The sequence below is a fragment of the Ruegeria sp. S263 genome, assembly GCF_056780525.1.
In genome coordinates this window covers 1967957-1988021 of sequence record NZ_CM165558.1, presented here as the reverse complement: position 1 = coordinate 1988021, position 20065 = coordinate 1967957, and the positions used below count along the sequence as shown (strand labels likewise).

17 protein-coding genes are annotated in these 20065 nt (G+C 57.2%); 8 read left to right on the top strand and 9 right to left on the bottom strand.

Features of this window, described 5'->3' with window-relative positions; all coding sequences use genetic code 11:
• Positions 1-59: 59 nt before the first annotated feature.
• Positions 60-518: a Fe-S cluster assembly transcriptional regulator IscR gene (iscR, locus tag ACT2B1_RS09905; protein ID WP_171121470.1), complete on the bottom strand. Its 459-nt coding sequence runs from the start codon at positions 516-518 to the stop codon at positions 60-62.
• A gap of 178 nt (positions 519-696) precedes the next feature.
• On the opposite strand from iscR, the gene ACT2B1_RS09900 reads away from it, so the two are divergent.
• The 3 genes from ACT2B1_RS09900 to ACT2B1_RS09890 are packed head-to-tail and all read left to right on the top strand — an operon-like array spanning position 697 to position 2749.
• On the top strand, positions 697-1350 hold the full coding sequence (locus tag ACT2B1_RS09900; protein WP_170450609.1) for an alpha/beta hydrolase: 654 nt from the start codon (positions 697-699) through the stop codon (positions 1348-1350).
• Positions 1350-1595 carry a hypothetical protein gene (locus tag ACT2B1_RS09895; RefSeq protein WP_171121471.1) on the top strand — a complete coding sequence of 82 codons (246 nt, stop codon included), beginning with the start codon at positions 1350-1352 and terminating at the stop codon, positions 1593-1595. Before ACT2B1_RS09900 ends, ACT2B1_RS09895 begins: the two co-directional genes overlap by 1 nt.
• On the top strand, positions 1592-2749 hold the full coding sequence (locus tag ACT2B1_RS09890; RefSeq protein ID WP_481667668.1) for an HD domain-containing protein: 1158 nt from the start codon (positions 1592-1594) through the stop codon (positions 2747-2749). The genes ACT2B1_RS09895 and ACT2B1_RS09890 overlap by 4 nt, the downstream gene beginning before the upstream one ends.
• Positions 2750-2796: 47 nt before the next feature.
• On the opposite strand, the gene ACT2B1_RS09885 is transcribed toward ACT2B1_RS09890, so the two are convergent.
• Complete coding sequence (locus tag ACT2B1_RS09885; protein ID WP_256367684.1) at positions 2797-2928, bottom strand: hypothetical protein; 132 nt, start codon at positions 2926-2928, stop codon at positions 2797-2799.
• Positions 2929-3127: 199 nt separating this feature from the next.
• Here ACT2B1_RS09885 and ACT2B1_RS09880 point away from each other — a divergent pair, with 199 nt between their 5' ends.
• From ACT2B1_RS09880 to ACT2B1_RS09870, 3 genes are all read left to right on the top strand, one after another.
• Positions 3128-3463: a DMT family transporter gene (locus ACT2B1_RS09880; protein ID WP_171121473.1), complete on the top strand. Its 336-nt coding sequence runs from the start codon at positions 3128-3130 to the stop codon at positions 3461-3463.
• Between the two features lie 76 nt (positions 3464-3539).
• Positions 3540-5357: a translational GTPase TypA gene (gene typA, locus ACT2B1_RS09875; RefSeq protein WP_171121474.1), complete on the top strand. Its 1818-nt coding sequence runs from the start codon at positions 3540-3542 to the stop codon at positions 5355-5357.
• Positions 5358-5629: 272 nt separating this feature from the next.
• Positions 5630-6655 carry a hypothetical protein gene (locus tag ACT2B1_RS09870; protein ID WP_481667667.1) on the top strand — a complete coding sequence of 342 codons (1026 nt, stop codon included), beginning with the start codon at positions 5630-5632 and terminating at the stop codon, positions 6653-6655.
• A gap of 115 nt (positions 6656-6770) precedes the next feature.
• Here the strand turns inward: ACT2B1_RS09870 and ACT2B1_RS09865 are convergent, their stop codons facing one another.
• The 4 genes from ACT2B1_RS09865 to recA all read right to left on the bottom strand — a co-directional run bounded on the left by ACT2B1_RS09865 (position 6771) and on the right by recA (position 11925).
• Positions 6771-7298 carry a transglutaminase-like cysteine peptidase gene (locus ACT2B1_RS09865; protein WP_171121711.1) on the bottom strand — a complete coding sequence of 176 codons (528 nt, stop codon included), beginning with the start codon at positions 7296-7298 and terminating at the stop codon, positions 6771-6773.
• 464 nt (positions 7299-7762) lie between these two features.
• On the bottom strand, positions 7763-8050 hold the full coding sequence (locus ACT2B1_RS09860) for a DUF1330 domain-containing protein (protein WP_171121476.1): 288 nt from the start codon (positions 8048-8050) through the stop codon (positions 7763-7765).
• 1 nt (position 8051) lies between these two features.
• The gene (alaS, locus tag ACT2B1_RS09855; protein WP_481667666.1) at positions 8052-10721 is read right to left on the bottom strand and encodes an alanine--tRNA ligase; all 2670 of its coding nucleotides are present in this window, start codon (positions 10719-10721) and stop codon (positions 8052-8054) included.
• A 136-nt stretch (positions 10722-10857) separates the two neighbouring features.
• On the bottom strand, positions 10858-11925 hold the full coding sequence (gene recA / locus ACT2B1_RS09850) for a recombinase RecA (protein ID WP_170629954.1): 1068 nt from the start codon (positions 11923-11925) through the stop codon (positions 10858-10860).
• Positions 11926-12117: 192 nt separating this feature from the next.
• Here recA and ACT2B1_RS09845 point away from each other — a divergent pair, with 192 nt between their 5' ends.
• Positions 12118-12711 (top strand): sulfotransferase family 2 domain-containing protein, encoded by a 594-nt coding sequence (locus tag ACT2B1_RS09845; protein ID WP_481667665.1) that lies wholly within the window; start codon positions 12118-12120, stop codon positions 12709-12711.
• A 5-nt stretch (positions 12712-12716) separates the two neighbouring features.
• Here ACT2B1_RS09845 and ACT2B1_RS09840 read toward each other — a convergent pair whose 3' ends face one another.
• From ACT2B1_RS09840 to guaB, 3 genes are all read right to left on the bottom strand, one after another.
• Positions 12717-15008: an ATP-binding protein gene (locus ACT2B1_RS09840; RefSeq protein ID WP_481667664.1), complete on the bottom strand. Its 2292-nt coding sequence runs from the start codon at positions 15006-15008 to the stop codon at positions 12717-12719.
• A gap of 103 nt (positions 15009-15111) precedes the next feature.
• Complete coding sequence (locus tag ACT2B1_RS09835) at positions 15112-16269, bottom strand: RsmB/NOP family class I SAM-dependent RNA methyltransferase (RefSeq protein ID WP_481667663.1); 1158 nt, start codon at positions 16267-16269, stop codon at positions 15112-15114.
• A 71-nt stretch (positions 16270-16340) separates the two neighbouring features.
• Complete coding sequence (guaB, locus tag ACT2B1_RS09830) at positions 16341-17789, bottom strand: IMP dehydrogenase (protein ID WP_171240777.1); 1449 nt, start codon at positions 17787-17789, stop codon at positions 16341-16343.
• A 217-nt stretch (positions 17790-18006) separates the two neighbouring features.
• On the opposite strand from guaB, the gene ACT2B1_RS09825 reads away from it, so the two are divergent.
• Positions 18007-20052: an ASKHA domain-containing protein gene (locus ACT2B1_RS09825; RefSeq protein WP_481667662.1), complete on the top strand. Its 2046-nt coding sequence runs from the start codon at positions 18007-18009 to the stop codon at positions 20050-20052.
• Positions 20053-20065: the final 13 nt, after the last annotated feature.

Here is a 20065-nt window from a genome sequence, read left to right as displayed (position 1 = left end):
GATGCACCTTTAACGGCTCATCATGTCGTATGATTGCCCTGAATGCGCAATTTATCATTTCAGTCGTCCACGACCGAAAATAGATTTGGAACTGCCGGGCAAGGCGCCAGATCATTTTTGATGACGTCAGAAAGACGGGTCTGATGCAAAAAGACATAGACATGTGCGCTCAGACCTTCCCACAACCTGTTGGTCAAGGATTGCGCGCGACTGCCAGAGGATCCGCCTGACGCTCCTGCGCCCTTTTGCAGCGCATCCACAGTCTCATCAACCGCAGCCAAAACTTCGACAACACGGATTTCCGAAGCGGGTCGCGCCAGCCGATAGCCACCACCCGGCCCTCTGACTGACGACACCAGATTGGCGCGACGCAGTTTGACGAACAATTGTTCGAGATAAGCTAAGGAAATGTCCTGTCTTTCCGAGATTTCGCCCAACGTCACCAGCCCGTCGGGCGGTTGAAGTGCGATATCAGCCAAAGCGACCATCGCATAACGACCTTTGGTCGACAGCTTCATTTTCTTTCCCTCTTGGCTGACATCGCGCGAAAACATTGACGCCGCCGCTGCCAGTGCGTATCTCCGACTGACAGCGCCAAAGCGCGCAGCATTACAATTAGAACCGTTCTAAGGTGCCTGACGATAACAGTCAAGTATAGACAGGCACCCAGAAGAAAAAGACAGGACCGACGCACACATGCCCGAGGTGATTTTTCCCGGACCAGAAGGCCGCCTGGAAGGCCGTTACCACCCGCAAAAGGAAAAAGACGCACCGATCGCCATCGTGCTGCACCCGCATCCTCAATTCGGCGGGACCATGAACAACAAGGTGGTCTATAATCTTCACTATGCGTTCTACAACATGGGCTTCACCGTTCTGCGGTTCAATTTCCGTGGAGTGGGCCGCAGCCAGGGCGAGTATGATCAAGGTGTCGGTGAACTGAGCGATGCCGCCTCGGCGCTGGATTACCTGCAGTCGATGAATAACAACTCGAAACACTGCTGGGTGGCCGGATTCTCGTTCGGTGCGTGGATCGGTATGCAACTGCTGATGCGTCGTCCGGAAATCACCGGCTTTATTAGTGTATCGCCCCCGGCCAACATGTACGATTTTTCGTTCCTGGCCCCCTGCCCCTCGTCCGGGCTGATCATCAACGGTTCCGCAGACCGTGTTGCACCACCTGCAGACACAACATCGCTGGTCAACAAACTGCACGAGCAAAAGGGCATCACCATCACCCATAACGAGGTTGAAGGCGCTGATCACTTTTTCCAGGATCGCCACATGGACACCCTGATCACCGATGTCAGCGACTATGTGAAACGCCGGCTGACCGAGACCACGCGCTGATGTCTGACACGCTCAACTCGCTTGCGGCGAAACTGGCCGAAGACACGTTGAAAGTCATGGATGAAACCGGTGACGATCGCTTCTTTGTCGAGGTCGGCGACTTGCTGGGCGCATCCTCTCAGACATTGGAAGAGGCATTTCTGACGGAAATCCGGGTGCGACTGGCCGAACGCAAGGCGCGACAGTTCGTCATCAAGCGCCTGTCGGAACACCGCAAGCAAGTAAAAGCGATTGAAAAGCAATGACTGACAGGCTGTCCGCGCAAGTTGAGTTCCTGAATCGCGCGGACAAACTGAAATCGGTTGATCGCGCCAACGCATTGTTGGATCAGTCCCGTGCCGAAAATGCGGCCGAGCATAGCTGGCAATTAGCTCTTTGGGCCTTGGTCATGCAGCCTTTGGCTAGCGATGACGTTGATATCGACCGCGTCATACGAATGCTTCTGCTGCATGATCTGGTTGAGATCATAGTCGGCGATCATCCGATCCACCTAGAGACAGACTGGCAGGCCGTTGAGCGCGCGGAACAAGCAGCGGCAGCAGAGTTGTTCGGGCTGCTTCCTGACGATCAGTCGCAGTCGTTCCTGTCGCTATGGCAAGAATTTGAGGCGGACACATCCGCAGACGCCCGTTTCGCCAAGATCCTTGACCGGTGCCAACCCATGTTCCAGGTACTGTGCGCGCCGAAACCGCGCTCTGACCATTTGGACGTCGTCCGCGACAACCTGAACGGCGGACGTGCGGCTTATCTGGAAACAGACTTCCCCGAAGCGTTCCGGCTTGCCCGTGCAATGCTGGAAAACACGGATGGCCAAGACACACCGTTTGCAAGACGTCTTCCTTTCCTAACCGAGTCTGACCAGCTCAAATCCGTGTCACGGGCGTCGCGGCTATTGTCCGGAGAGCGGTTCGAAAACTCTGCGGAGCATTCCTGGCACATCATGCTGTTTGCGTGGGTGTTGTCCGAGTACGCCGACCCGGATGTATCAATCGACCGGGTCCTCAAAATGCTCTTATTGCACGACATCGTCGAAATTGACGCCGGTGATCATCCAATCCACGGTCAGGTAGACCACGCCGCCCAGGAAGCCGAGGAACAGGCTGCGGCGACCCGGTTGTTCGGAATGCTCCCGCCTGAGCAGAACATGAAGTTTTATGCACTTTGGCAGGAGTTCGAAGCCGCGGAGACGACAGATGCATGTTTTGCCAAAGCGATTGACCGGTTTCAAACCCCGATCGGAAATCTGGAAACCGGTGGCGGATCGTGGGTGGATTACAACGTGACCTTTGCCCAGATCGAAAGCCGCGTCGGCAAACCTATTTCGCGGGGCGCCCCAAAACTGTGGTCATGGCTGCGCCCCCAACTGGATAGGTATTTTTCAGAAACGCTGGCCGAATAACGAAAGAAGGGGCGCAAATGCCCCTTCTCCCCGCAACCGGCGGGCGCTTAGACCCGAGCACCATTTAACCATTCAACATTGTCGGCCACACTGTCGTTTACTTCCCCTCCGTCAGTCAGCCGCCCCAGCGCCACAATCAAAGCCGATACAGCAATGACAGAAATTGCAAATTTCGTCATGAAAATTACTCATAAAATACAACCTTCTAACACCTCCCGAATGCCACAAATTTGCGTGTCTAAACAGTAAGGTAAACCGGACCTTCAACGGAGTTTCTTGCTCTTTCCCCCTCGAAAAACCTGATCATCCAAAAAGGTCTTGCAGTGATCAGAAAAACCGTGCTCAACAACGCTTGGTTCAATCATATCGAGACCTACCGTGCCCAAAGCCTATTTGATCCTTCTTCTGGCAGTAATTGCTGAAACCGTTGGGACAACGTCATTGCAAGCCAGCCAGCAATTCAGCCGATTCTGGCCATCAGTACTTGTTGTTGTGGGCTATGGCATCGCGTTCTATCTGCTGGGTCTGACGTTGAAGTACATGCCAGTCGGAATCGTTTACGCGATTTGGTCCGGTCTTGGCATCTTTCTGATTGCGATCATCGGGTTTATTGTCTTCGGCCAAAAGCTGGACTGGCCAGCCGTACTCGGACTGACAATGATATTGACCGGAATCCTTGTCATTCATCTGTTTTCAAAAACCGCTGGCCACTGATCGCCGGTTAGGGCTGGTCTATTTGGTCAAACCACGTTATGCGCGCGGCAACTTCCCGTTCAAAGGCTGACCTCTCATGGACCTGCGCAATATCGCAATCATCGCTCACGTGGACCACGGCAAGACGACCCTGGTGGATGAGCTGCTCAAACAATCCGGCGCGTTCCGGGAAAATCAGGCCGTGGCGGAACGCGCCATGGACAGCAACGATCTGGAGCGCGAGCGCGGGATCACCATCCTGGCCAAGGCAACTTCGGTCGAATGGAAAGGCACGCGCATCAACATCGTCGACACCCCCGGCCACGCCGATTTCGGCGGCGAGGTTGAGCGAATCCTGTCGATGGTCGACGGTGTGGTTCTGCTGGTCGATGCCGCCGAAGGCCCGATGCCGCAGACCAAGTTCGTGACCTCCAAGGCGCTGGCGCTGGGCTTGCGTCCAATCGTGGTGCTGAACAAGGTAGACAAACCCGACGCTGAACCCGACCGGGCGCTGGACGAATGCTTCGACCTGTTCGCCAATCTCGGCGCTGATGATGACCAGTTGGACTTCCCGGCGATGTACGCCTCGGGCCGATCCGGCTGGGCGGATATGGAGCTAGACGGTCCGCGCAAGGACCTGACCGCCTTGTTCGACCTGATCGTCGATCACGTCCCTGCCCCCAAACAGGCCGACAAGAAAGACGAGCCGTTTCGTATGCTGGCAACGACGCTGGGCAGCGACCCGTTCATCGGCCGAATCCTGACCGGCCGCGTCGAGAGCGGCACACTGAAAGCGGGCGACAGCCTAAAGGCGCTCAGCCGCGATGGCACGCTGATCGAGAACTTCCGCGCATCGAAAATCCTGGCCTTCCGTGGTCTGGCGCAACAACCGATCGACGTAGCCGAGGCCGGTGACATCGTCACCATCGCTGGCATGAGCAAAGCGACCGTTGCGGATTCTCTGGTATCCCCGCAGGTTGAAGAGGCCCTGCCCGCCCAACCCATCGACCCGCCGACCATCACAGTGACCTTTGGCATCAACGACTCGCCTCTGGCCGGTCGTGACGGAAAAAAGGTTCAGTCCCGCGTGATCCGCGACCGTCTGATGAAAGAGGCCGAATCGAACGTCGCCATCCGCATCACCGATACGCCCGGCGGCGAAGCGTTCGAGGTCGCAGGCCGTGGCGAATTGCAAATGGGCGTTCTGATCGAAAACATGCGTCGCGAAGGGTTCGAACTCAGCATCTCGCGCCCACAGGTTCTGTTCCGCGAAGAAGACGGTCAGCGCATGGAACCCATCGAAGAAGTCACCATCGACGTCGACGACGAATTCTCGGGCGCTGTGATCGAGAAAGTCACCGGCGCGCGCAAAGGCGAGTTGGTGGAAATGCGCCCTGCAGGCGCCGGTAAGACCCGCATTATCGCGCATGTGCCGTCGCGGGGTCTGATCGGCTATCACGGCGAGTTTCTGACCGACACGCGCGGCACCGGCGTGCTGAACCGCGTGTTTCACGGCTGGGCGGCCCATAAAGGCCAAATACCCGGTCGTCGTGCAGGTGTTCTGATCTCGATGGAAAACGGACAGGCTGTCGCCTACGCCCTGTGGAACCTTGAGGAACGCGGTCGCATGTTCGTGGCTCCGCAGACCGATGTCTATCAGGGCATGGTGATCGGCGAACATTCCCGCGACAACGATCTGGAAGTGAACCCACTCAAGGGCAAAAAACTGACGAACGTGCGCGCTAGCGGGTCTGATGACGCGGTACGACTGACGCCGCATGTCCAGTTCTCGCTAGAAGAGGCGATTGCCTATATCGACGACGACGAACTTGTTGAGGTTACGCCCAACGCCATCCGGCTTCGCAAGCGCTATCTTGATCCGCATGAACGCAAGCGGATGGCCAAGTCTGCATAGGGTTTTCAGTGAATAACTTCACAACCCAAAAACAATGACATGAGTGTTGTATTTTTGATCCCCATTTGGGGACAATCGCACCCTAAAAGCCCACCCACCCGGTGGGCTTTTTCCTTGTTTAGAAACGACTTTCTACCTATGGGCGATTAAAATTAACTTTTCTTTTACCCTCACTTCTTGAAATTATGGCGAAGGATGGATGTATTTGTGGTCAAACTGTGACATCATTGTGTCCAGTAGTGACGTGTTAAAGAGTTCGAAGGAGTGACGCTATGCGCGTGAAATCCCGTTTGTTATCTGTGGTCTTTGTGTCCGCAACTTTCCCCTTTCTTTCGGTCGGGGCCGCTCAGGCCAACGAAATGTGCACGGTCAAAACCGCGCGGCAATCAGTGTCCACCGAAACACTTTGTAGTTGCCAGACGGTAGACGCCCGAATGCTGCGTTACATTCAGCGCCGGCCAGACTTTGACGACATTCTCGCGCGCACTTTAGAGGCCTGCCCCGCGTTCGCGGCTGTTCTGACTGATATTCCGACAGCGGCCATTGGCAATTCACAACGCTCCGGCGACGGGCCTGCAAATAACGATCCTAGTTTTCAAACTGCTTCTGACGATTCGGGCGGCGGCGGTACTGGTGGTGGATCTGGTGGCGGTAATGACGGTGGTTCCGGCGGCGGTTCTGGCGGCGGATCTAGTCCGTCACCGACTAGCGGCGCACCAGGTGGCGGTAATAACGACGACAGCGGCGATAACGGAAACGGAAACGGCGACGATAACGGAAACGGTGACGATAACGGCGACGGAAACGGCGGCGATAACGGAAACGGTGACGATAACGGCGACGGAAACGGCGGCGACAATGGCGACGGCGACGACAACGGTGACGGAAACGGCGGCGACAATGGCGACGGCGACGACAACGGCGACGGAAACGGCGGCGACAATGGCGACGGCGACGACAACGGTGACGGAAACGGCGGCGACAATGGCGACGACAACGGTGACGGAAACGGCGGCGACAATGGCGACGGCGACGACAACGGAAATGGAAACGGCGGCACAAACCGCTCTGGCCATGACGACGGTACTAATCCCGGCGGCCAAACCAACAACCCGAATGGCTCCGATAACCCAGGTGGCGGTAACGGTGGAAGCAATAATGGCGGCAACACCAACGGGCGCGGCAACGGCGGAAACAACAACGTCGATATTTTCGGCGGAAACGGCCAGGGCGGAAGCAACGGAAACGGTGGCGGAGGCAACTCGCGCGGACCGGGCCGTGGTGGTATTTTCGACTGATACAATTTCGGTCGGGCCGGAGATACCTGCCTATAACTCAATCCAAAAGGGCGGCCCTACGGGCGCCCTTTTATTTTTCTCTCTACTCCAATCAAATTCGAGTTCCAGATTGGGTCTAGCTTTTTCTGTAGACACCAACCCAATTACTGGGCTGTCTTGGGTCCTGCATCCTAAGAAAGAGGTAACGCGTTGAAGACCAAGGTTTTATCCGGTTGGTCAGATTGTCCAGGATCAGATCCCCGCCCGCAGAGCGATACACCAAAACAGCATGTGCCCGCCGCCGAGTATCCAATACGGTCGCGATCAAAAGTTTGCTTGGATCAATGCCTGCCCGGATCAAATCCCGCTTCTTGAGTAGTGCAAAGTCTTCACAATCACCCCCGCGCGAGGTGGGCAGCGCCCATCGCTCGACGGTTCTGTACTGCGACTGGTCCGTGACTTCTCGGGTGGTTGCGTTGACTTGGCGATTAACCCTGTGGACGATCTGCATTTCCTGCTGGGTCGACAAGGAAAGCGACGCCTTACTTGAACACGCCCATGAATATTGTCTGCACAACTGGCGCGCACCCGACGGAGGGGGCGACGCAGCCACCGCGCGGATAAAGCTTCCTTCGCTTGCCTGAACATTCGAGCCACCAAACATGGCGGCGCATGCCAAAGCAGATATTCCAATGGCCCGCCCTAGCGACAGGGCCGACCTCTTAACAATTGCTCTGTTTTCAATCCCAACAGAATCCATGCCTGTCCCTCGATCCTTGTGTCTCCAAGCGATTGCAAACAGACCGGACCGTATCCCCAGTTCGGAAACTATCGGTAAACGGAACCGCCTGCGCAATCTGACGTGACCGTGCGAAGGAAAAGAGGCGGAATTTCGTGACTCAATTTGACCATTTGGAGCAAGAATTGCGTTGAGTCAGCCACAATTATGGCACGCAGGGCGCGAGTTGCGTTCAGAAACCTGACGCAACTCATTGTAAACAGTAAAATATTAGAATGACATTGTGAGATCGGCGAAGGCCACAATTGGGATTTTGCGCGTTGGCTGAAATCCGCGCAATAAACACAGCCGCCGGGTTTGTTGTTACCCGGCGACCGAAAATACTGATTCTACTCGGTTATTTCCACGACCACGAGTTCACGCTCACTTGCGCCGCGCGCGTGGTCCAGGGCTTCTTGATACTCGGGCGAGTTATAGCATTCGACCGCAGCTTCTACGGACGGAAACCGGGCAACCACGTTGCGCGGCCGTTCTTTGCCTTCAAGCTGCACATATCGCGCGGCGCGCGCGATAAATTCTCCGCCGTGCTTGGCTATCGCTGGTCCAGCAAGCTCGGCGTATTTTCCATAAGCCTCGGTGTCCGTCACCGTGACATGTGCGATCCAAAGTGCGGGCATCCTACCCCTCCAGTACCTGTTCCGCGGCTTTGATCGCCGCATCAGAATTCGAAGCATCCTTGCCGCCACCCTGCGCCATGTCAGGGCGGCCACCACCGCCCTTACCGCCCAGTTCCGCGACAGCGGCGCGAACCAGATCGACCGCCGAAACTTTTTCGGTCAGGTCCCGCGTTACACCAGCCGCGACAGCCGCCTTGCCGCCTGCATCCGCAATCAGCAAAACAGCCCCCGATCCCAGACGGCTTTTGTGTTCGTCGATCAATGCAGGCAGGTCCTTGCCGGACACACCAGTTAGCGCCTGCGCCAGGAAAGGCACGCCGTTCACGTCTTTTGCTTCAGCGCCACCCTGACCTGAGCCCCCGGCCATCGCCAAATCGCGACGCAACTGCGCCACTTCGTTCTGCAAGGCCTTGCGCTCGTCCAACAGGGTCTTCACCCGGCTGACTACGTCGTCGGGCTGTGCCTTTAGTTCGGACGCAATCTGCCCCAACCGCTGATCCTGCGCCGACAAATGGCGGAAAGCCTCATCCCCGGTCAATGCTTCGATACGGCGCACACCCGCGCTGCTGGCGCTGTCGCCAATAACAACAAAGGTTCCGATATCGCCGGTCTGTTTGACATGCGTACCACCGCATAGCTCGATCGACCACGTTTCGCCGTCCTGCCCTTTGCCTGTGGGCGCTTTGCCCATCGAAACAACGCGTACCTCGTCGCCGTATTTCTCGCCAAACAGCGCCTGCGCGCCCAGTTCGCGCGCATCGTCCGGCGTCATGATCCGAGTTTCCACGGTCGAGTTCTGGCGGATAAAGGCATTCACCTCACGCTCGACCTTTTGCAGTTCCTCTGTGCTCAGCGCCTTGGAGTGGCTGAAATCAAACCGAAGCCGATCAGAGGCGTTCAGCGACCCGCGCTGTGCCACGTGATCACCCAACGTTTCGCGCAGCGCCTCATGCAGCAGGTGCGTGGCCGAATGGTTGGCCCGGATCGCACTGCGGCGGGTATGGTCCACCTCAAGCTCGACGCCGTCACCCTTGGACAGCGCACCCTGACTGACCGTCACACGATGCGCATAGACCTTACCTTCGGCGAATTTACGAGTGTCTTCGACCTCGGCCACATCCTGCATATTCTCAAGCCGTCGGATTTCACCGGTATCCCCAACCTGACCACCGGCCTCACCATAGAATGGGGTTTGGTTCACGATGACCCAGCCGGTGCCGCCCTGTTCGATAGTGTCGACCAGCGCGCCATCCACGACCAGAGCAGCCACCTGCCCTTCGGCCTTTTCAGTATCATAGCCTAGAAAATCCGTGGCCCCGGCACTGTCCAGCACGTCAAACCAAACTGCCTGATCGGCGGCCTCGCCCGAGCCCGCCCATGCGGCGCGTGCTTTGGCCTTTTGTTCGGCCATCGCCTCATCAAATCCATCGGCATCCACGGTTCGGCCCTTTTCACGCAGCGCATCCTGCGTCAGGTCCAGCGGGAAACCATAAGTGTCATACAGTTTGAATGCCGCTTCACCGGGCAGAGCGGCCCCTTCGGGCAGGCCCGCAACCTCATCATCAAGCAGTTTCAGACCGCGATCCAGTGTCTGCTTGAACCGGGTTTCCTCAAGCAGCAGCGTTTCTTCGATCAGCGCCTGCGCCTGTCCCAGTTCCGTGTATTGCGCGCCCATCAGCTGCACCAAAGAGGGCACAAGGCGGTGCATCACCGGGTCTTTCGCACCCAGCAAATGCGCGTGACGCATGGCGCGACGCATAATCCGGCGCAGAACATATCCGCGCCCGTCATTGCTGGGCATCACCCCATCGGCAATCAGGAATGAAGTCGACCGCAAGTGATCAGCGATTACGCGGTGATGCACGTTTTGATCGCCGTACGGATCAACGCCGGTCGCATCGGCCGACGCCTCAATCAGCGTTTTGAACAGGTCGGTGTCATAGTTGTCATGGCTGCCCTGCAACAACGCGCCAATCCGTTCCAGCCCCATGCCAGTGTCGATGGACTGCATGTCCAGCTCCACCATCGAGCCGTCTTCGAACTGTTCGTTCTGCATGAAAACGATGTTCCAGATCTCGATGAACCGATCACCGTCTTCCTCGGCCGAACCCGGAGGGCCGCCCCAGATGTGGTCGCCATGATCATAGAAAATCTCGGTGCACGGACCACAGGGTCCGGTCGGACCCATTTGCCAGAAGTTGTCACTGGTGGCGATGCGGATAATCCGATCCTCGGGGACGCCGACCTTCTTCCAGATCTCAAACGCCTCATCATCAGTGTGGTAGACCGTTGTCAGCAGGCGGTTCTTGTCGATACCGAATTCCTTAGTGATCAGCTCCCACGCGAAGGGGATCGCGTCATGCTTGAAGTAATCCCCGAACGAGAAATTTCCCAGCATCTCAAAGAACGTATGGTGACGTGCGGTGTAACCCACATTGTCCAGATCGTTATGCTTGCCGCCTGCGCGCACACATTTCTGCGCCGTCGTCGCGCGCTGATAGTCGCGGGTTTCAACGCCGGTAAACAGGTTCTTGAACTGCACCATGCCCGAATTTACGAACATCAGTGTCGGGTCATTGCGGGGCACCAAAGGGCTGGACGCCACCACTTCGTGCCCTTGTTTGGCAAAGTAGTTCAGAAAGGTCGATCGAATATCGTTCAGCGTTGGCATAAGGCTCTCTCAGCGCGCAGTCATCTTGTTCCAGAAGGGTTTATCCCCGTCCCATGGGATAGTCCACAGGATTGGAAGACCAAACGAAACAAGGCGGCCCCGAAGGACCGCCCGTCAGTCAGAAATCGGGATCGGATCAGGCTTCGAGGATGTCGTCATCCTCGGCCGCACCGGGCGGCATATCAAAATCCAACCCATGCGCAGCTCGGATCTTGTCTTCGATTTCAAGCGCGATCCGGCTGTTGTCACGCAGGTATTGCTTGGCATTCTCACGCCCCTGCCCGATCCTCTCGTCGCCATAGCTGAACCACGAGCCAGATTTCTCGACCACACCAGCCTTGACGCCCAGATCCAGCAGCTCGCCCATCTTGCTGATGCCTTCGCCATACATAATGTCGAATTCCACCTGCTTGAACGGAGGTGCCACCTTGTTCTTGACGACCTTCACACGGGTCTGGTTGCCCACCACTTCGTCGCGATCCTTGATCGCACCAATTCGGCGGATATCAAGACGGACCGAGCTGTAGAATTTCAGAGCGTTGCCCCCGGTCGTGGTCTCAGGGCTGCCAAACATCACGCCGATCTTCATCCGAATCTGGTTGATGAAAATCACCATGCAGTTGCTGCGGCTGATCGAGCCGGTCAGCTTGCGCATCGCCTGGCTCATCAAACGGGCCTGAACGCCGACATTACTGTCGCCCATGTCGCCTTCCAGTTCAGACTTCGGCGTCAAGGCTGCGACCGAGTCGACCACGACCATGTTCACTGCGCCCGAGCGCACCAGCGTATCAGTAATCTCAAGCGCCTGTTCGCCGGTATCGGGTTGCGAGATCAACAACTCATCCAGATCAACGCCCAACTTGCGGGCATATTGCGGGTCCAGCGCATGTTCCGCGTCAACGAACGCACAGACACCGCCGCGCTTCTGCTGTTCTGCAATACAATGCAACGTAAGCGTGGTCTTACCCGAGCTTTCGGGTCCGTAAATCTCAACAATCCGGCCCATCGGCAGGCCACCGATTCCCAACGCGATATCCAACCCCAGCGACCCGGTTGAGCTAGCGTCAATATCCTGCTTGGCATCTTCGCCCAGCTTCATGATCGAGCCCTTACCGAACTGCCGTTCGATCTGTGCCAGCGCACTGTCGAGCGCCTTTTGCTTGTCTGCGTTTTTCTTGTCGCTCATCGTCAGAAGATCCGCCATTGTCCTGTCGCCTTCCCTTTTGTCACACCCTTTAACGGGCGGCAATCACTGCTTTGTTCGCCTCTTGTTCCTTATGGGACCAAAAAGAGAACATTTCAATAAAAACTTACAGAAAGTACTGTTCAGCAATTGTGTTAAAGAGTCGTTTACGCCACTCTGCCCTTGTGACAAACTTGGCCAAGGACGCGATAATTGCTTGTTTTCTATAAAGAACGTCTTGCGTTCCTGGCCGTACCTAAAACCGGAAGTACAGCGTACCACACGGCGTTGCAGGATCGTGCTGACTTTGTGATTACCGGCCCGCCGGACCTGAAACACGCGCCGGTCCGACGCTATGATCGTTTTTTTCAGAATATCTTTCGAAAAATGTACGACACCGAGATGGAAATCATGGCCGTCGTCCGAGAGCCGATCGACTGGCTTGGCAGTTGGTACAAGTTTCGCGCCCGGCCCGAGCGTCTGGGCCACCCTCATTCCACCCACGACCTGAGCTTTGATGATTTCGTTCAAGCTTACATGCAGACCCCGCGCCAGGACTTCGCGGATGTAGGCAGTCAGAGCCAGTTTTTTCGCACACGGAACAACGGTGTTGGCGCAAGTCACGTTTTCAAATACGAAAATCAGGACAAAATACTGGATTTCCTACAAGACCGACTTGGCACCGAGATTTCTTTGACCCAAGAGAATGTCTCGCCAAAACGCGATTTGAGTTTGAGCCCGGAAACGGAAATAGCATTTCGCCAATCACATGCCGCCGAATTCGCATGTCATGACGCCGCGCTCTGACCGTTTCAATTGATTTGTTGAAACACCGCTTCTGTAAGTTGGTTCAAAGAAAAGGGTTTCGGCAGGAAGGTCGAATTGCTGATATCGTGGTCCGAGTTCCCGAATGCGCCTTCGGTATAGCCTGACATGAAGATGACCCGGACATCGGGACGATCTTCCATCGCCTTGCGAACCCATGTCGGCCCATCCATGCCGGGCATAACGACATCGGTGACAAAAACGTCCACATTCAAGGACCCGTCTTCCAGCAACCGTAAAGCCTCTTCCGCACAATCCGCCTCAAGCACCGTGTACCCTTTCAACCTCAACGCGCGGGTGGCAAATGCGCGGACCGGTGCTTCATCCTCAACCAAGAGGACAACGCCTTCGCCCGAGCGAGCAACCTGAGCGTCAGGCAAGGTGGCTTCTTCGGGAACAACCCGCTCCTCTGCGCCAGAGACAGGCAGGAATACCGTGAATTCGGTTCCGCGCCCAATCAGACTGTCAACAAAGATGAACCCCCCCGTCTGCTTTACGATTCCGTAAACAGTAGACAGGCCCAGCCCGGTGCCTTCGCCGGTTCTTTTCGTCGTGTAGAAGGGTTCAAACACCTTTTGCAATTTGTCCGAAGCAATCCCGGTGCCGCTATCAATGACCTTAACAGTAACGTATTCGCCGGGTTGAACCGTCGCGCGGTCCCTGCGAAGTGGCTCTGTCATACGAACAACCTCAGTTTCAATTCGCACATCCCCCCCTTCCGGCATGGCGTCCCGTGCATTCACGACAAGGTTCATGAAAACCTGTTCCAGTTGGCGCTTATCTGCCCGCACGGGTTTGAGAACCGGATCATGGCTGAGGATCAGGCGAATTTTCTCTCCGACCAGTCGGTTCAACAGATGGATGAGGTCAGAAATTGTATCCCGCAAGTCCAGAACTTCGGGCTGAAGGGTCTGTTTGCGTGAGAACGCCAGCAATTGACTTACCAGCGCAGCCGCGCGGTTGGCGTTTTGGTTGATCTGAACCAAATCTCCGTAGTTTGGATCATTCTGATCATGTCTAAGCAGCAACAGGTCACAATGCCCCGAGATCGCCGTTAGCAGATTGTTGAAGTCATGCGCGACACCACCCGCCAGTTGCCCAACGGCCTGCATCTTTTGTCCCTGAACGAACTGGGCCTCCAAAGTCTTGAGCTCCGTCGCATCGTTCAGCACGGCGATCAGGCAAACTTCGCCCTTGTTGACGACCTTGCTCAGAGTGACCTGAACGAAGACCTCTTTATCCTTGCGACTTAACCTAAGAAATTCCGAACACGGTACTGCATCATCGGCGGCAGAACGTGCCAGCCATTCGTGGATTGGATAGCCCAGCCCTTGCATGATCTGCGCCACGTTCGTTTCACCCGGGCGGATATCCCCGACAAGCTTGGCGGCCAGACGGTTGACCTCTTTGATCTGCCCGTCAAGCGAAAGGCACATGAGGGGGACTGGTAAATCATCAAATGGGGCCTCAGGCGCGGGGCCGGCTGACACATTCACTGGAAGAATAAGTGTATCTTGAACTGATCCCGAGCGTGAAAGCTCACACACTGTCACCGGGATTGACGTATCGGCAGTTTCGGCACGCACAATTTCACCAGCAGGCGGGAGTTCTGTCGCAAAGACTTGCTCTATGGTCTCAGGCCGGAAACCAAGCAGACTTTCTGCAGCCCCGTTGACACGCAGCAGCGCGCCATTTCTTCCGTGCGTCAGAACAGGAACATCCGCATCGTCCCATTGCCCCCGCTCGTCCATTTTGAAGCGCCAGCAATATAAGCCGTGCCCAACATCAAAGACCGAGACCGGCACAGTCGACCCAATGGTGACAACGTCTTCACGTGCCTTTCCGTGAATTTCCGCCAAAGCTTGCAGACGAAGCAAAACCGCAGACGGGTTGGCAAACACGGACTTGAGAGAACTGTCCAGCCTGACCCCCGGAAAAGCACGGAACCGAGCCGAAGCCCTGGAATTCGCGTGGCGCACGCACCCTTCGGAATCCGCGATCACGCAGGAAAACATGTCCTGTTCTGCGAACGATGCCATGACCTTGATGGCCTGCCGAAGGAATAGTTCTGCGATCTGCCCCCTGAGCACGACCAAAAATGCAGTCGACAGAAATGAGGCACCGACGACCAGAAATCCAGTTGCAATAGCTTCCGGTAGGTCTTTGGCAAAGGGTGCGAAACTAAGTGCGCCACCCAGCATGACCAAAGCAACAAGCCTTACGTTGGCAGGAAATTTCCTGAGGGAATGTTCAGAAATCAAGGCTAGGGTTTCAGGCATTAACAACTCGGATCAAAAGATTTTTTGGAGATCAGCCCAAATTGATTAACACCCTATTAATTTTCTCGCCACAATCTACCCCAAGTTGTTTGATGCGTCAAAATTACCGCTTTAGATGTGATGCGAAGAAACCGTCCGCGCCCTCAGTCGGCAACCACCTTTTGCGAAATGCCTCTCTCCATTCGGAATGCAGCGCCGTAAACCTGTCGACGACTTCGTCGTTTTCGGGCCTCAACATCGAACAGGTCGCGTAGGCCAGTGTTCCGCCTTGACCGACCAGCGACGACGTTGCCTCCAAAATTTCAAACTGCAATTCAGTCAACTCAGTCAGGCGCTGTGGGGTCAATGCCCACTTCCCGGCAGGTGCACGCCGCCATGAACCGCTTCCTGAACATGGTGCATCAACCAACACGATATCAAAAGGACCGTGTTTCCGAACTTCTTGCGTGGACACTGTCGTAATCTTGGCACCAGCGCGGTCAGCGCGTGCAGGAATGTCACGCATCCGACCTGCGTTAACATCATGTGCGAAAACTTCGACACCGTCATGCGCAGCCAAGGCCAAAGACTTTCCTCCGCCGCCAGCGCAATAGTCGAGAACGCGCAGACCGGGCTGCAAGTCCAGCGCAGATACGACAGCTTGACTTGCCGCATCCTGAAGTTCGACAAGCCCTTCTTTATAAGCCGGACTTTGTGCGATCTTGCGGGCCCCTTCGACGACTTCAAGTGCAGTGTCACTGGCCGGATGAGCGCGTGCAACGATCCCATCCTGATCCAGTGCCACAATTGCGTCGGACCGATTGGTTTTGATCAGGTTGGCGCGTAGATGGATCGGAGCACGTCTTTGCAACGCTTCTGCAGCAGGAACAGCCTGATCCCCCAAGGAATCCTTGAACACCGGCCATAACCAATCGGGGATATCGTACCGCTCTGCATCAGATGCAAAGTCTCGCCCGGCTTCCGTTTCCAGCACAGCAGTCGGCGCGTGGCGTTCGCCGGTGAAAAGCGCGGCAAGGTCAGCCTGGGCTGCGCGTGACGCGCCAATCATCAGCCCCCGCCCGGTTGCCGCTCCGCCAAGTGCTGCAAAGGATCGTTTGCAACGAACAGCACCGAATACATGGTCACGAATGGCCGCACGATCTTTTGACCCCGCAAAACGGCTTCGGCGCGCCCATCCCGTAAGAGCCTTTTCAACCGGCGTTCCGCCAAGAATCTCGTCCAGAATCTCGATGGAGGCCTGAACGCGGGCTGCTGGTGTCATCGGGCTGTCCCTTGCTCTTTAGAAACACAAAACGGCGCCCAAACAGGCGCCGCATTGCACAATTCGAGAGTTTACATCACGCGGTAGTTCGGGCTTTCGCGCGTGATCTGAACGTCATGCACATGGCTTTCCTTCAGCCCCGCGCCCGTGATTTTGACAAAGTTGCAGTTGCGTCGCATCTCTTCCACGGTTGCGCAGCCCGTATAGCCCATCGCCGCCCGCAGGCCGCCAACCAACTGATGCACAACGGCGCTGGCCGAGCCTTTGTAGGGCACCTGCCCTTCGATCCCTTCGGGCACCAGCTTGTCGTTGGCGGCGTCTTTCTGGAAGTACCGATCCGCCGAGCCGCGCGCCATTGCGCCCAAGCTACCCATACCGCGATATGATTTGAACGAGCGGCCCTGATACAAAATCACTTCACCGGGGCTTTCATCGGTGCCCGCGATCATAGAACCGACCATCGCGCAGGACGCCCCCGCCGCGATTGCCTTGGCAAAATCGCCCGAGAATTTAATGCCGCCATCGGCGATTACCGGCACATCCCCGGCCGCCGCAGCGCAATCCATGATCGCGGTCAACTGCGGCACGCCCACACCGGCCACCATCCGTGTGGTACAGATCGAGCCCGGCCCAATCCCCACCTTGATCGAGTCCGCGCCCGCGTCGATCAACGCTTTGGTCGCCTCGCCAGTGGCCACATTACCGGCAATGATCTGAACCTCGTTCGACAGGGTCTTTACCCGTTTCACCGCGTCCAGAACGCCTTGTGAATGGCCGTGTGCGGTGTCCACAACAATGATGTCGACGCCTGAATCCACCAATTGCTCGGAACGCTCAAACCCGGCATCCCCGACCGAAGTCGCCGCCGCAACACGCAGGCGGCCCAGGCGGTCTTTGCACGCAGTCGGATTCAGCACCGCTTGTTCTGTATCTTTCAGGGTCAGCAGGCCAGTCAGTTTGCCTTCGGCGTCAACAACCAGCAGCTTTTCGATCCGGCGCGCCTTCATCAGGCTTTTAGCTTCTTCCAGATCGGCGGGTTCCTGCAGCATCGCCAGATTGTCGGCGGTCATCATCGCGTGGATCGGCGTGTCGTCCGAGGTCGCAAACCGCATGTCGCGGTTGGTCACGATACCGACAACGCGCCCCTCGGGGTCGACAACGGGAAAACCGGTGAAGTTATACCGCTCGACCAGCGCCTTGGCATCAGCCAGCGTCTGATCCGCGCGCAATGTCACAGGGTTATAGACGATGCCGGATTCGAACCGCTTGACCCGGCGTACCTCGCGGGCCTGTTCCTCGGTGCTCAGGTTCTTGTGGATCACGCCGATGCCGCCCGCTTGCGCCATGGCGATGGCCATGCGCGCCTCGGTCACTGTGTCCATCGCTGAACTCAGCAGCGGGATGTTCATGGTAATCTCGCGCGTCACGCGCGTCGTCGTGTTCGCCGTTGCGGGCAGCACAGAAGATGCGCCCGGAACCAGAAGAACGTCGTCAAAGGTGAGTGCCTCACGAATCTGCATCTGCTAACCCCATGCAAAACCCCGTTTGACGGCGACCCTATTGCATGGATTCAAGCTAAGGAAAAGCCCCTGACCTAAACTAGTTTTGCCCTGCGGGACATTGCCGCGGCAAAAAACGACGCAAGACGGTCAAAACCTGCCGCTGATTGCCCTTTCCCTTTGCGCACAAACCCATATCTTGCGCGGCAGATGCGCGAATACAAAAGGCAGGCCAGATATGACCACCGAACCCCTTGTCGTTTTTACCCCCTCGGGCAAACGTGGGCATTTCCCTGTCGGCACCCCGGTTCTGACCGCTGCCCGGCAGTTAGGTGTCGATCTGGATTCGGTCTGCGGCGGGCGCGGGATTTGTTCGAAATGCCAAATCACGCCCAGCTATGGTGAGTTTCCCAAGCACGGCGTGTCGGTATCCGAAGGCGCGCTGAGCGAATGGAACGCGGTGGAACAACGCTATGACGACAAGCGCGGGTTGAAGCCGGGGCGCCGTTTGGGGTGTCAGGCCACCGTTCAAGGTGACGTGGTGATTGACGTGCCGCCCGAATCTCAGGTCCATCGTCAGGTCGTGCGCAAAGCGGCTGCGGCCCGTGCCATCACCATGGATCCGGCGACGCGGCTGTATTTCGTGGTGGTCGAGGAACCCGACATGCACTCGCCCACCGGCGATCTGGAGCGGCTGGAACGCGCCCTGCGCGAGCAGTGGAAGATCGACGCCGTCACCGCCGATCTGTCGCTGATGGCAAAGTTGCAGCCTGTGCTGCGCAAAGGCAAGTGGGAGGTTACCGTAGCCGTCCACAAAGGCCACAAGGATGAGGTCGCGCAGATCGTGGAAATCTGGCCCGGCCTGCATGAACAAGGGCTGTACGGTCTGGCGATCGACCTTGGCTCAACCACCGTCGCCGCCCACTTGACCGATCTGGAAACCGGTGAGGTCAAGGCATCGTCCGGCTTGATGAACCCGCAGATCCGCTTTGGTGAAGACCTGATGAGCCGCGTGTCCTACGCCATGATGAACCCCGGCGGTGATCAGGAAATGACCCGCGCCGTGCGCGAGGCGATCAACGACCTGACCACCTCGATCGCGGATGAGGCCGGGATCGACGCCGCGCTGATCGTGGAAACGGTATTTGTATGCAACCCGGTCATGCACCACCTGCTGCTGGGACTGGACCCGGTCGAACTGGGGCAGGCTCCGTTCGCGCTGGCGACATCGGAAAGCATGTCCCTGCCCGCGCGTCAGATGGACCTGACCAAGATGAACCCCCGCGCACAGGTCTATATCCTGCCCTGTATTGCGGGACATGTGGGGGCCGACTGTGCCGCCGTTGCCCTGTCCGAGGAACCGGGCAAGTCGGAAGACCTCGTGCTGATCGTCGATGTCGGCACCAATGCCGAAATCCTGCTGGGCAACACCACACGCGTGCTGGCTTGTTCCTCGCCCACCGGCCCCGCCTTTGAAGGCGCGCAGATCAGTTCTGGCCAGCGCGCTGCGCCCGGCGCGATTGAACGGATCGAGATCGACCCCATTACCAAGGAACCCCGCTTCCGCATCATCGGGTCTGACAAGTGGTCCGACGAGGACGGGTTCGATCAGGACATCGCCACCACCGGAATCACTGGCATCTGCGGCTCAGGCATTATCGAAGCCGTGGCGGAAATGCGCATCGCCGGGCTGCTGGATGAAAGCGGCCTGATCGGATCGGCTGAACAAACCGGCACCACGCGCTGCATCCCCGAAGGGCGCACACATTCCTATTTGATCCACGACGCCAGCGCCGAAGGCGGCCCGCGTATCACTGTGACCCAAGGTGACATCCGCGCCATCCAACTGGCGAAATCGGCGCTTTATGCCGGTGCGCGCCTGCTAATGGATGAGATGCAGGTCGACACCGTGGATCGCGTGGTTCTGGCCGGGGCGTTCGGCGCGCATATCTCGACCAAACATGCGATGGTTTTGGGGATGATCCCCGACGCACCGTTGGACAAGGTCTCCAGCGCAGGAAACGCGGCCGGTACCGGCGCGCGGATCGCCCTGTGCAACATCGGATCGCGCAAGGAAATTGAACGTGTCGTGCGCGAGATCACCAAAGTCGAAACCGCGATTGAGCCCAAGTTTCAGGACCATTTCGTAGCCTCCAACGCGATCCCGCACAAAACCGACCCATTTCCGGAACTGGCGCAGGTGGTCACCCTCCCCTCGCCTTCATTCAACACCGGTGGCGGGGATGAGGAAAAATCTGGCCGCCGCCGCCGCCGCAGGTCATAGTTACCCCAAAGAA

Bases quoted from the DNA above. Each gene is read 5' to 3' on its own strand.
- ACT2B1_RS09840 (WP_481667664.1), bottom strand. From the start codon at position 15,008: ATGCCTGAAACCCTAGCCTTGATTTCTGAACATTCCCTCAGGAAATTT.
- typA (WP_171121474.1), top strand. From the start codon at position 3,540: ATGGACCTGCGCAATATCGCAATCATCGCTCACGTGGACCACGGCAAG.
- ACT2B1_RS09825 (WP_481667662.1), top strand. From the start codon at position 18,007: ATGACCACCGAACCCCTTGTCGTTTTTACCCCCTCGGGCAAACGTGGG.
- alaS (WP_481667666.1), bottom strand. From the start codon at position 10,721: ATGCCAACGCTGAACGATATTCGATCGACCTTTCTGAACTACTTTGCC.
- ACT2B1_RS09870 (WP_481667667.1), top strand. From the start codon at position 5,630: ATGCGCGTGAAATCCCGTTTGTTATCTGTGGTCTTTGTGTCCGCAACT.
- recA (WP_170629954.1), bottom strand. From the start codon at position 11,925: ATGGCGGATCTTCTGACGATGAGCGACAAGAAAAACGCAGACAAGCAA.
- ACT2B1_RS09865 (WP_171121711.1), bottom strand. From the start codon at position 7,298: ATGTTTGGTGGCTCGAATGTTCAGGCAAGCGAAGGAAGCTTTATCCGC.
- iscR (WP_171121470.1), bottom strand. From the start codon at position 518: ATGAAGCTGTCGACCAAAGGTCGTTATGCGATGGTCGCTTTGGCTGAT.
- ACT2B1_RS09890 (WP_481667668.1), top strand. From the start codon at position 1,592: ATGACTGACAGGCTGTCCGCGCAAGTTGAGTTCCTGAATCGCGCGGAC.
- ACT2B1_RS09900 (WP_170450609.1), top strand. From the start codon at position 697: ATGCCCGAGGTGATTTTTCCCGGACCAGAAGGCCGCCTGGAAGGCCGT.
- ACT2B1_RS09835 (WP_481667663.1), bottom strand. From the start codon at position 16,269: ATGACACCAGCAGCCCGCGTTCAGGCCTCCATCGAGATTCTGGACGAG.
- ACT2B1_RS09895 (WP_171121471.1), top strand. From the start codon at position 1,350: ATGTCTGACACGCTCAACTCGCTTGCGGCGAAACTGGCCGAAGACACG.
- ACT2B1_RS09885 (WP_256367684.1), bottom strand. From the start codon at position 2,928: ATGACGAAATTTGCAATTTCTGTCATTGCTGTATCGGCTTTGATTGTG.
- guaB (WP_171240777.1), bottom strand. From the start codon at position 17,789: ATGCAGATTCGTGAGGCACTCACCTTTGACGACGTTCTTCTGGTTCCG.
- ACT2B1_RS09860 (WP_171121476.1), bottom strand. From the start codon at position 8,050: ATGCCCGCACTTTGGATCGCACATGTCACGGTGACGGACACCGAGGCT.